This window comes from Vibrio profundi (assembly GCF_043642225.1).
Classification (GTDB): Bacteria; Pseudomonadota; Gammaproteobacteria; order Enterobacterales; family Vibrionaceae; genus Vibrio; species Vibrio profundi_A.
Genome location: NZ_JBHZSF010000005.1, coordinates 163164 through 175980, shown reverse-complemented (window position 1 = coordinate 175980; position 12817 = coordinate 163164). Strand labels below are relative to the sequence as shown.

9 protein-coding genes are annotated in these 12817 nt (G+C 43.7%); all 9 read right to left on the bottom strand.

All coding sequences use genetic code 11. The features are described 5' to 3' along the window. Positions 1-56: 56 nt before the first annotated feature. Positions 57-2783 carry a preprotein translocase subunit SecA gene (gene secA / locus ACHUFI_RS10560; RefSeq protein ID WP_394248899.1) on the bottom strand — a complete coding sequence of 909 codons (2727 nt, stop codon included), beginning with the start codon at positions 2781-2783 and terminating at the stop codon, positions 57-59. Positions 2784-3210: 427 nt separating this feature from the next. Then, positions 3211-4128: a UDP-3-O-acyl-N-acetylglucosamine deacetylase gene (lpxC, locus tag ACHUFI_RS10555; protein WP_394248897.1), complete on the bottom strand. Its 918-nt coding sequence runs from the start codon at positions 4126-4128 to the stop codon at positions 3211-3213. 98 nt (positions 4129-4226) lie between these two features. Then, positions 4227-5456 (bottom strand): cell division protein FtsZ, encoded by a 1230-nt coding sequence (ftsZ, locus tag ACHUFI_RS10550; protein WP_394248895.1) that lies wholly within the window; start codon positions 5454-5456, stop codon positions 4227-4229. A gap of 31 nt (positions 5457-5487) precedes the next feature. After that, on the bottom strand, positions 5488-6753 hold the full coding sequence (gene ftsA / locus ACHUFI_RS10545; protein ID WP_394248893.1) for a cell division protein FtsA: 1266 nt from the start codon (positions 6751-6753) through the stop codon (positions 5488-5490). Further along, positions 6746-7474 (bottom strand): cell division protein FtsQ/DivIB, encoded by a 729-nt coding sequence (locus tag ACHUFI_RS10540; protein ID WP_394249066.1) that lies wholly within the window; start codon positions 7472-7474, stop codon positions 6746-6748. The genes ftsA and ACHUFI_RS10540 overlap by 8 nt, the downstream gene beginning before the upstream one ends. A gap of 242 nt (positions 7475-7716) precedes the next feature. Then, positions 7717-9177 carry a UDP-N-acetylmuramate--L-alanine ligase gene (gene murC / locus ACHUFI_RS10535; RefSeq protein WP_394248891.1) on the bottom strand — a complete coding sequence of 487 codons (1461 nt, stop codon included), beginning with the start codon at positions 9175-9177 and terminating at the stop codon, positions 7717-7719. A gap of 13 nt (positions 9178-9190) precedes the next feature. Then, on the bottom strand, positions 9191-10252 hold the full coding sequence (gene murG / locus ACHUFI_RS10530) for an undecaprenyldiphospho-muramoylpentapeptide beta-N-acetylglucosaminyltransferase (RefSeq protein WP_394248889.1): 1062 nt from the start codon (positions 10250-10252) through the stop codon (positions 9191-9193). Continuing rightward, positions 10239-11456, bottom strand: coding sequence for a cell division protein FtsW (ftsW, locus tag ACHUFI_RS10525; protein WP_394248887.1), 1218 nt, complete (start codon positions 11454-11456; stop codon positions 10239-10241). Before ftsW ends, murG begins: the two co-directional genes overlap by 14 nt. Before the next feature lie 18 nt (positions 11457-11474). Further along, a complete protein-coding gene (gene murD / locus ACHUFI_RS10520) occupies positions 11475-12788 on the bottom strand; it encodes a UDP-N-acetylmuramoyl-L-alanine--D-glutamate ligase (RefSeq protein ID WP_394248885.1) in 1314 nt (437 codons plus the stop codon). Between the last annotated feature and the right edge of the window lie 29 nt (positions 12789-12817).

Sequence of the window (12817 nt, the reverse complement as noted above, 5' to 3'; positions counted from 1 at the left end):
TACTTAAAAAAAGAGCCGCTAATGCGACTCTTTAATTGGATTGTTTATCAGCTTAATTAGGCAATTTTGCCATGACACTGCTTGTACTTCTTACCACTACCACAAGGGCATGGTTCGTTACGTCCAACTTTGCGCTCTTCACGAACCATTGGCTGATGAGCACCATCTTCTTGTGACTCATCATTACCTAACTGGTTTTCAGCATTAGCATGTTGAGCTTGAGCACGTCGAGCCGCTTCTTCAGCTTGCGCTTGACGCTGTGCTTCCATCTTCTCAACTTCTTCTTGCTGTTGAACTCTAACTTTAGAAAGAATGGTAATCACATCAGACTTCAGTGCATCAAGCAAACCTTCAAACAATTCAAACGACTCGCGCTTGTATTCTTGTTTCGGGTTTTTCTGCGCATAGCCACGTAAGTGGATACCTTGACGCAAATGATCCATTGCGGCCAAATGCTCTTTCCAAAGCGTATCTAACGTCTGAAGCATTACAGATTTTTCAAAGTTACGTAGTACTTGTTCGCCTACGACTTCTTCTTTCTGCTTATACACTTCAACAGCAGTCACTAAGATTTTCTCTCGAAGCGCTTCTTCGTAAAGCTTGTCGTCTTCGTCTAGCCATGTTTGGATTGGAAGCTCAAGATCAAAATCGTTCTTAAGACGCTCTTGTAAGCCTTCAATATCCCACATGTCTTCTAAAGATTGTGGCGGGATGTATTCATCTAGAACTGAAGTAAATACATCAGCACGGTTTTGCTCAATCATGTCACTGATGTCATCAGCGCCCATCAGCTCATCACGTAGCTCGTAAACCACTTTACGCTGATCATTAGCAACATCATCGTACTCTAGAAGCTGCTTACGTATATCGAAGTTACGACCTTCAACTTTACGCTGAGCTTTTTCAATAGAACGTGAAAGCATTCGGCTCTCAATTGCCTCACCTTCATCCATTCCACTTTGAATAAGACCAGCCATACGATCAGACGTGAAGATGCGTAGTAGTGAATCTTCCATCGAAAGGTAGAAACGAGAAGAACCTGCATCACCTTGACGACCAGAACGACCACGAAGTTGGTTATCGATACGACGAGATTCATGACGCTCAGTACCGATGATATGCAAACCACCAGACTCAAGCACTTGATCATGTACCACTTTCCAATCAGCCTTGATCTTATCAATCTGCTCTTGAGTTGGGTTATCTAGTTTATCAACTTGAGACTGCCAGCTACCACCAAGTACGATATCCGTACCACGACCAGCCATGTTAGTTGCGATCGTTACTGCACCTGGCGTACCTGCTTGCGCTACGATCTCAGCTTCCATTTCGTGGAACTTAGCATTTAGTACGTTGTGCTTAATCTTCGCTTTCTTCAATGCATTTGAAAGCAACTCTGATTTTTCAATCGAAACGGTACCAACCAAGCTAGGCTGACCGTTTGCCACACGTTCTTTAATGTCTTCAATAATTGCGTTGAATTTATCAGCTTCAGTTCGATATACCACATCAGGCATATCGTTACGAACCATTGGTCGGTTAGTTGGAATAACGACCGTTTCAAGTCCATAGATCGATTGGAATTCAAATGCTTCTGTATCCGCCGTACCTGTCATACCAGACAGCTTTTCATATAAACGGAAGAAGTTCTGGAAAGTGATTGACGCTAGAGTCTGGTTTTCATTTTGGATCTTAACGCCTTCTTTCGCCTCTACCGCTTGGTGAAGACCTTCAGACCAGCGGCGACCAGGCATGGTACGGCCAGTATGTTCATCAACGATGACTACTTCACCTTCTTCGGTAACAATGTAGTCAACGTCTTTTTCAAACAGAACATGCGCACGTAACGCTGCATTGACGTGGTGTAATAGGCTGATGTTGGTTGGAGAGTAAAGAGTATCGCCCTCTTCCATCAAACCATTTTTCACCATTAACTCTTCAACAAACTCTTGACCTGTTTCTGTTAGGTGAACTTGTTTAGACTTCTCATCCATAGTGTAGTGACCATCACCACGGTACTCTTCAGAATCTTCTTTCTCTTGAAGCTCTAGATGAGGGATAAGAGTATTAATTCGAGTATAAAGCTCCGAGCTATCTTCGGCAGGGCCTGAGATAATTAACGGGGTACGTGCCTCATCGATTAGGATCGAATCCACTTCATCGACGATTGCAAAGTAACGCTCACGCTGTACACGGTCTTCCGAACGGAAAGCCATATTATCGCGCAGATAGTCAAAACCAAATTCGTTATTTGTGCCGTATAGAATATCCGCTAAATAGGCTTCTTTCTTTTCTTGAGGTGGCATGTTTGGCACATTAATGCCGACAGTCATACCTAGGAATTCAAATAGTACACGGTTAGTTTCTGCATCACGCTTAGCTAAGTAGTCGTTCACTGTTACAACATGAACGGCACCTTTAAGTGCATTTAAGTATGCAGGTAAAGTTGCGGTAAGAGTTTTACCCTCACCTGTGCGCATTTCTGCGATTTGACCCGCGTTCAGTACCATGCCGCCAATCATCTGAACATCAAAGTGACGCATACCATACACACGCTTTGATGCTTCACGAACTGTCGCAAAAGCTTCTGGCAATAGGTTATCTAGAGTTTCACCTTTTTCTAAGCGCTCACGAAATTCAACAGTCTTAGCTTTTAATTCTTCATCAGAAAACGCTTCAAACGTGGGCTCGTAGTTATTAATTTCTTTTACAATTTTTCTAAGGCGGCGCAGTGTTCTGTCATTGCGACTGCCAATTACCTTTGTCAGCAGCTTAGTAATCATGTGCTTGGAATCTCTTCTTTAATCAGATCGTCTGCGATCTAGTTTTAATGCCTTCAGTCTCTACCAGTTATTAACTAAGGATACTGAGATAATTCATATTACTCAGATATTGTATTGGAAAGTAGAGTTTTCAAGGCTTGAGTGAAAATATTGCCATCTAGTGTAAGTAATTTTCACTAAGACAACCATCTTATGAGCCATTTGTTTGATGTGCTTTGAACTTTTATTCGTGATTGATGATGGAATAAACAACCAACCAAACCATTTGTACAAACTTATATTTCAACTATCAGCATTATCTTACCCCTGCGGCAAATAGCTGCGTACTCTCAAGCTCATAAAGAGGCAACTAAACATCCACATTTGAAAGAATCTGAGACATAAAAAAAGCTAGGCAATTGCCTAGCTTCATTAATGAAATTTTGATTTACGCTAGAACCATGTTCGGCTCAGCAAACGCTACTGGAGAACCTGCTTCTTCTTCGAAGGTCGCCCATTCCCAAGCTTCAGCATCCGCTAGCACAGCGCGTAGCAATTGGTTATTTAATCCATGGCCTGATTTATATGCTCTGAACTCACCAATAATTGCGTGACCACACATATATAGATCACCAATCGCATCTAAAACTTTATGCGTTACGAATTCATTCTCAAAACGCAAGCCTTCTTCGTTCAAGATTCGGTAGTCGTCTAGTACGATTGCACAATCAAAGCTACCACCTAGACACAAGTTTTGTGACTGTAGGTATTCGATATCACGCATAAAACCGAACGTACGAGCTCGTGAAATTTCTTTTACAAACCCTTGAGATGAAAAGTCAAACAACATGCGTTGTTCATCAGACTCGATTGCTGGGTGGTTAAAGTCAATTTCGAAATCCATACGGAAACCGTTAAATGGTACAAATTCAGCCCATTTATCATCGTCTTCAAAACGTACTGGTTTCTTAATTCGAATGTAACGTTTAGGTGCGTTGAGAGTTTCAACACCAGCTTGTTGTAGTAAATATACAAATGGACTCGCGCTACCATCCATAATAGGAATTTCTGGTGCGTCTACTTCAATAATAATATTGTCGATACCCATTCCAGCTAATGCAGCATTCAAATGCTCTACTGTAGAGATTCGAACACCTTCGTCATTAACCAAAGCTGTACAAAGCATAGTGTCACGAACTGATGCAGGGTCTGCTGGGAAGTCGACTGGTGGATTTAAATCCGTGCGACGATAAACAATCCCAGTATTCGCAGCTGCAGGTCGAAGAGTAAGTGTGACTTTACGACCAGAGTGGAGACCCACACCAGTTGTTTTCACAATTTCTTTCAGAGTACGCTGTCTGATCATCTTCTTGCCTCTTGTCAGTGCTACAATTCGCGGCCGGTATTATACCGACCGAAAATTTTACCGCTAATTTTGAACACTGTCAAATTAGCGACTGTTTATTAATCAGCCTGACGTCGTAAAAATGCTGGAATATCTAGATATCCACTCTCTTTTTCCGCTTTAGGAGCCGTATTTTGGCTCGCGCTAGCAGTCGAAGGTGCCGCTGACGAAGTTGGCTGTGGTTTCACTTGAGGTTTAACCTCAGTTTTTTCCTGCAATGGCTGTGCCAATTTCTCTTCTACCTTAGGAGCTGCCTGCGCAGATACTTGAGGTTGAGATACTGGTGCCACTTTCGCTTTACCACCCGCGACTAAAGTAATATCAGGTTTTTTCTCTGTCCCAATGCCTGTTGCAACAACAGTTACACGGATTTCATCCGTCATATCAGGGTCTAGAGAAGTACCAATAACTACTGTCGCATTATCAGAAGCAAATGCCTTAACGGTATTACCTACTGTCTCGAACTCGTCTAAACGCATGTCTAGACCTGCAGTAATGTTTACAAGCACACCACGAGCACCAGCTAGATCGATATCTTCTAGGAGTGGGCTAGAAATTGCCGTTTCTGCTGCCTCTTCCGCACGATCTTCACCTTTCGAAATGCCACTACCCATCATTGCATGACCCATTTCCGACATTACGGTTCTAACATCCGCAAAGTCGACGTTAATCATGCCTGGACGAGTGATCAATTCAGCAATACCCTGAACTGCATTCTTAAGTACGTCATTTGCGCTAGCAAAAGCTTCCAAAAGAGTAACACCGCGACCTAATACTTTAAGTAGCTTCTCATTCGGGATAGTAATCAAAGAGTCTACATGTTTAGATAGCTCTTCAATTCCTTGCTCAGCAAATGCTAAACGCTTTTTCCCTTCGAAGCTAAATGGCTTAGTCACTACAGCAACCGTAAGCACACCTAGTTCTTTCGCAACTTCTGCAATAACCGGCGCAGCACCTGTACCAGTACCACCGCCCATTCCAGCTGCGATAAATACCATATCGGCACCTGTTAGAACTTCTTTAATTCTTTCTTTATCTTCGAGAGCTGCATCACGGCCAACTTGTGGGTTAGCACCAGCGCCCAAACCTTTGGTGATATCACCACCGATTTGAATTACGCTGCTAACGCTTGTTTTACGAAGAGCTTGAGCATCAGTATTTACACTAATGAATTCAACGCCTTCAATAGACTCACGTACCATGTGCTCAACAGCGTTACCGCCGCCACCACCAACTCCAACGACTTTGATTACTGCATCGTCAGACATTTCCATCATCGGTTCAAACATGTGTTATCTCCGTTTTTTCCTGCAACTCAGGTTAAAACTCTTTTTGTATCCAATTACGCAACTTACCAAACAATCCCGACATAGATGAGCTGCGCTTTGGTTCGCTATACTCACCTTCATCACTCATTTGGCTATCTCTTGCATAATGAAGTAATCCAACTGCCGTAGAATGATACGGCTCTTTTACGTATTCAGTTAAACCACTAACTTCTAGTGGCTTACCGACTCTAACTTGATTGCGGAAAACGCGTTCCGCGCATTCTACCAATCCGTCAATTTGTGCCGCACCGCCAGTCAAGACCACACCAGCAGCTAAATGGTGCTTAATGCCGTCTTCGCGAAGCTTAACTTGAACAGTATCGATAGTTTGGTTAACGAGCCCCATAAGTTCAGTGTAACGTGGTTCGATCACTTCTGACAAAGTTTGTCTTTGTAAACTGCGTGATGGACGCCCACCGACACTTGGGACATTAACCGTATCGTCCTTGCTAACTAATTCACTCAGAGCGCAACCATATTTAACTTTAATCTCTTCAGCATCACTCACTGGTGTACCGAAAGCGAAGGCTATATCACTGGTTACTGCATTTCCTGCATAGGAAAATACTTCAGTGTGTCGTAAGGCTCCACCAGTCCAAATGGATATATCCATTGTACCGGCACCAATATCAACAACACATACTCCAAGCTCTCTTTCATCTTCTGTAATGACAGCATTACTAGAAGCAAGACCTGAAAAAACGAGATGATCGACGGTTAATCCACATCGCTCAACTGCTTTAATTATGTTCTTAGCCATATCATTGTGGCAAGAAATCAGATGGACACTCACTTCCATTCTTACCCCAGATAAACCAAGTGGGTTCTTGATCCCTTCTTGATAATCAATGGTGAATTCTTGTGGTATCACATGCAAAATTTTCTGCTCTTCACCGATTTTAATCGACTTAGCAGTATGGATTGCACGCTCCATATCTTCTGGAGACACCTCTTCATCTGAGATTGTCCCCATGCCTTTTTCTATTCGGCTCGCTATGTGCTTACCGGACAATGAAATAAATACGCGGCTGATTTGGCACTCTGCCATTAACTCAGCTTGATCAATAGCTCGTTGAACGGACTTCACTACTGATTCTAAATCGTTAACACCGCCTTTATCCATACCTCGGGACGGGCTACTGCCTGAACCAATAATATTGATTTGACCATCTGGCAGTACTTCTCCGACTAGAGCTGATATGGTTGCAGTGCCTATATCAAGACCAACAATAATGTTGTCATCTGCGGTCTTAGTCATCTGTATTCTCTTCTAACTCTTGTTCTGGAAACCAACCAACGGCGGCTCCCGTATCATACCGAAGGTCGATGTAGCTAACTTGATTCGCTTTGTCACCTAAGTCGGTATAAAGCGAAATAAAGCGCTCAACACGCTCATCTAAAGATTCTTTTCCCAGTTCCAAACGAATGCCATTATCCAAGATCATTTGCCAAGCACGGCGTTCGTTTAATACTAGAGAGGTTACCGTTAAGCCTAAAGGCTGAAACATAGGACTCACTTTACGCCATTGCTCTATTACGCTTTGGCTGGTTCCTTCTGGACCATAAAGCTTGACCCTATCCCCTTTGAGAATCCCGATATCCCCATTGAACACTTCACCCTGATCATTTAGAAGCATGTTGCCATTCCAAATCGCAGCAACTTGATGTTCTGTCAGAAATACTTTTACCGTATCAGGCCATTGTTTTCGAATAGAAACTTGAGAAACCCATGGCAACACTTCTAAGCTGTGTTGTAATAAATTGATGTCTTGAGACATAAATGTGCCGATATGCTCAAGTTGACCAAAAGCTCTCTGCACATCTTCAGCACCGACATACGTCAGTTCGCCTTGAAGGACAATTTTTGAAAGCGGTAACCTTTGGTCATCCCACATCCAACTCAGAGTGTTATAGAAAAGAAACCCAATGAAGAGTAAAACCACTAAGAAAAAAGTTCCGCCTACTGCGTGCCTTTTCATTAATGGGTAACTGGATAATTGACGGTAATCGTTGACAGTATTCTCTACCAAAGTCCGCTATCCCTGTCGTTGGTTTGCAATTCTATTCCCTATTCACAATTAATAGAGGTAAAAGCACTTACTTTAACCTTGGGATTATACTGAGCTAGCACAAACTATCAAACACTGATACGGTGATTTTCAGACAATTTTAGGTCAATTACTAGAACTGCGCAGTTAACCACAGTCTGTGCTGGCTTCATTTATACGTTTTGCATTCTATTAATATTTAACTCAAGAGTCTCAAGCCTTTTCGCAACCTTACCCACATCACCGGCGCCTTGAGTTAATACTAAGTCACCACCTTGAATCACATTCGCAAGAACGGATGGTAATGAGTCAATTTCAGGTACAAAAATTGGGTCAATACGCCCACGGCTTCGGATCGTTCTGCATAGAGAGCGGCCATCTGCGCCTGCAATAGGTTGTTCACCCGCCGAATAGACATCTAAAAGAATCAGAACATCAACTTGCTCAAGAACGTTAGCAAAATCATCATAGAGATCACGAGTTCGGCTGTAACGGTGAGGCTGGAAGATCATAACTAAACGTTTATCTTCCCATCCACTTCTTGCAGCCTGAATAGTTACATCAACTTCCGTAGGATGGTGACCGTAATCATCCACTAACATCGCAACGCCATTGCCCGTTTCAAACTCACCTAAGTGGTCAAATCGTCGACCAGTACCTTGCGTTCCTGCCATCGCTTTTAAAATAGCTTCATCGCTGACATCATCTTCTGTCGCTACAGCTATCGCAGCAGAGGCGTTAAGTGCATTATGACGACCAGGAATATTCAGGGTGATATCAAGGTTCGCTTTACCTTCTCTGACGACTGTAAATTTGCCTTGTTGACCTTCCTGACGATAATTCTCAATACGTACATCAGCATCTTCGGAGAAGCCATAAGTAATTACCTGACGACTCACCTGCGGGATCAATTCTCGTACAACAGGATCATCCACGCACATGATCGCCTGACCATAAAACGGTAAATTGTGCAGAAAGTCGATAAACGTTTGTTTTAGCGTCTCGAAATCTCCGCCATACGTGTCCATATGATCAGCTTCAATATTCGTTACGATACTGACCATAGGCTGAAGGTGCAGGAACGAAGCATCACTTTCATCCGCTTCAGCGATCAAGATACGACTAGAACCCAAACGCGCATTTGTTCCAACACTTTTAACTAGTCCACCATTTACAAAGGTTGGATCAAGCCCAGCCTCTGAATAGATTTGTGTCACAAGCGCTGTCGTCGTCGTTTTACCATGAGTACCAGCTACAGCAATACCATGCCTGAATCTCATCAACTCCGCGAGCATTTCAGCACGACGAACGATCGGAATACGAAGCTGACGAGCCGCTACGATTTCTGGGTTTTCTTCATTAATCGCAGTAGAAACCACTACCACACTCGCATTCGCAACATTACTTTCTTGATGACCAATAAATACCGTTGCACCTTTATCAGTCAATCTGGCTGTCACAGGATTTTCAGCAATGTCTGAGCCCGTAATTTGGTAGCCTTCATTTAACAGCACTTCGGCAATGCCACTCATTCCAGCGCCGCCTATACCAATAAAGTGGATAGATTTTACGCGGCGCATTTCTGGAACCATTGCTCGAATTTGAGCGAGATTTTGAGTGTGTTCAATCGTCATCAGTTCTTTCTCGTTATTCTACTAAAGCAGAAATTGCTTTAGCGACGGTTACATCAGCATCAAGCTTAGCAGCCTGACGCGCCTTAGTAGCCATCAATAGTAATTCTTTTCTGTTTAACTCTGATATTGCTGCAGTTAATTTTTCTACAGTTAAATCAGGCTGTTCAATCATTAGAGCCGCACCACACTCAACCAAATGGTCAGCGTTTAAAGCTTGTTGACGGTCTTTATGCATGAATGGGATGAAGATCGACCCCACTCCTGCAGCAGACACTTCAGATACCGTAAGTGCGCCAGAACGACATACTAACAAATCTGCCCATCCATAAGCTTGCGCAACATCATCAATAAATTCGCTGACTTCTACATTGTTCACACCTGACTCACGGTAAGCTTGTTCAACAGAACCTGCGTTATTCTTACCAGCCTGATGCTTCACTGTGAACCCAGAGCTCAAGTTAGCTAATACTTGCGGCATTGTATCATTAAGAATTTTTGCTCCTTGGCTTCCTCCCATCACTAGAATACGTATATCGTCACTGCGATTTTGCATTCTAGACATAGGCTCAGGTAACGACACAACATCTTCGCGTACCGGGTTTCCAACTACTTTCGCGCTAGGAAAAGCGCCAGGGAAAGCCTGAAACACTTTGGTGGCGATCTTAGATAACCACTGGTTAGTTAAACCCGCTACGGCATTTTGTTCGTGTAAAACAACAGGAATCCCAGACATCCAAGCCGCAATGCCGCCAGGGCCGCTTACATATCCCCCCATCCCTAGCACAACATCAGGCTTCCAGGATTTCAGGTGTCGACGAGCTTGCAGGATGGCGTTAATTATTTGAAAAGGTGCTTTCACTAATTTCGCAAGCCCTTGCCCACGCAAACCTTTAACTTTAATAAAATCGATCTCAATGCCGTGCTTTGGAACTAGCTCTGCTTCCATCCGATCGGCTGTTCCTAACCAGCGAATTTCCCAGCCTTCTTGTTGAAGTTTTTTCGCAACGGCAAGGCCTGGAAATACATGACCGCCAGTACCACCAGCCATTACGAGTAATTTTTTACTTTTTGTCATTCGTTTCTCGTTCATTTATCGAATCTAATTCTTCCTCACTGGTCGAATCAACAAGCCGACATTCATGATCAATTCGCAATAATATGGAAACTGCAGTCGCCATGACAATCAAGCTAGAGCCACCATAACTGATAAGTGGTAGAGTTAATCCTTTAGTTGGCACAATACCCGCAGCAGCCCCGACGTTCACTAAGGTTTGGAATGCGAACCAAATACCAATACCAAACGCTAAATAACCGCCAAATTGCTGGTCTTGGTCAAACGCACGCTTACCAATAAACACAGCTTTAAGTACAAGGCTAAAGATCAATATCAAGACCAATGTGACCCCGATAAACCCTAACTCTTCCGCGAGTACAGCAAATACAAAGTCGGTATGCGCTTCCGGCAAGTACTCAAGCTTTTGAATAGAGTTACCCAAACCTTGACCAAACCAATCCCCTCGTCCAAAGGCCATCAAAGATTGAGTAAGTTGGTATCCACTACCAAACGGGTCATTCCAAGGTTCCCAAAATGATGTCACACGTCGAACGCGGTAGGGCTCAATGGCAATCAGACCGACAACCGCTGCTATGCCAGCGACCATCAGCGCTATAAATTGCGACAGCTTGGCACCTGCTATAAATAGCATTCCAAACAATGTCACCAACATCACAACCACTGTCCCTAAATCAGGTTGACCAAGCAGTAACACGGCTAACGCACTAAACACCATTATCGGCTTCATGAAGCCACCGAAAAATGTTGCTCGGACTTCCTTTTGTTTTCTAACCAGGTAACCTGACATGAAAATAAACAACGATAACTTCGCAACCTCAGCCGGTTGTAAGTTAAACAACCCAAGCGGAATCCATCGAGAAGCACCATTGACCGACTTACCAACAGCCAGTACCACAATTAACAAGAAAAACGAGATTGCCAGTAAATAGGAGCTGTATTGTAGCCAACGCTTAAGTGGGATTTGGAGGATAGCTCCCGATACACCAATGGCTAAAACCAAGAACATGGCGTGTCTAAACATGAAGTGGAATGGCTGATCAGTTAAACGAGAACTGATTGGAAATGACGCCGAAGTCACCATCACCAACCCGGTCAGCATCAAACCTAATGCAATCCATACGAGCTGACGATCAAACAACGCATCAGGCGTAGGTCTATTTAACCACCCAAGAATGTTCTGATTTATCTGTCGGACACGCTGCAAATTGTTAGCCTTTCAACGCTATGCGTATTTCTGTGCAAGCTCGGTGAATGCATCACCTCTCGCCATAAAATTAGGGAATTGATCAAAGCTAGCACAAGCAGGAGACAGCATCACCATATCTCCTGATTTTAATCGTGGATTGATCTCCTGAATCACATCAGTCATGGTTTGGTATTGTTTTGCCGACTGGTGTAATGACATGAATTTGCCACTATCAGCACCAAAACAACATAGATTGACAGGTAACTTAGCCAAAGCTGGCGCTAAATCGCTGAAGTCAGCCCCTTTGCCATCACCACCAACCAGTAAATACAATGTGCCAGCACATTCCAAACCGGATAATGCAGCAAGCGTACTGGCAACATTAGTGGCTTTGGAGTCATTGACCCATTTAACGCCTTGATTATCGGCTACAACTTGGCATCGATGCGTCAGACCATTGTAAGATTTCAATGCATCCAAACTTAACGAGTAATCAATATTAGCTTGCTTAAGAAGCGCTATCGCAACCAAGGCATTAGCGACATTATGCTTCCCTACTAATGAGAGCTCACTTACTGGTAGCACAGGACACCCGTGATCCGCTAGCCACTCTTTCTCTTCATGCCATACAACACCAAATTCAGGTGCATCTAGGCCGAAGGTTTGCGTGGTCATATCACACTCAGGGTAGCTCGCAGTATCAGCGCGGTTAACGATCGCCACTTGCGCATTATCAAAAATACGCAGCTTTGCAGCACGATAGTCGTCCATTCCCTGATAGCGGTCCATATGATCTTCAGACAGATTCAAAAATGCCGCAGCTGCCAGTTTTAAACTATTTGTCGTTTCCAACTGAAAACTTGATAGCTCCAACACGTAAAGCTCAGTATTGGCATCGAGCAAATCAAGTGCAGGCACCCCAATATTGCCTCCTACCCCAACCTTCAAACCAGCGGCTTTAGCCATTACCCCAGTCAGATCCGTTACCGTACTTTTACCATTGGATCCGGTTATCGCTACGACAGGCTTATTAACAGCCCATGCAAACAGCTCGATATCTCCAACAACAGGAATACCTTGCTCCATCGCTTGTTGAAGTTCAGGCGTCGCTAACGCAATACCAGGGTTTGCAACAATCAGATCAGCCGCTAATAGCCATTCAAGGTTCCAACTACCGCTGTGTAGCGCCACAGATGGAGGCAACGCTTCCTTTCCCGGTGGCGCAGCACGAGTATCAATGACTTTCACACCGCACTGAGGCTGGTTTTTGGTAACATGTTTAACGACTGAGAGCCCGGTAATACCGAGCCCTACAACCACTACATTTTCAATATTTTGCCAACGTTTCATTGATGCTCAATGCTCTTAACAATTTGAGA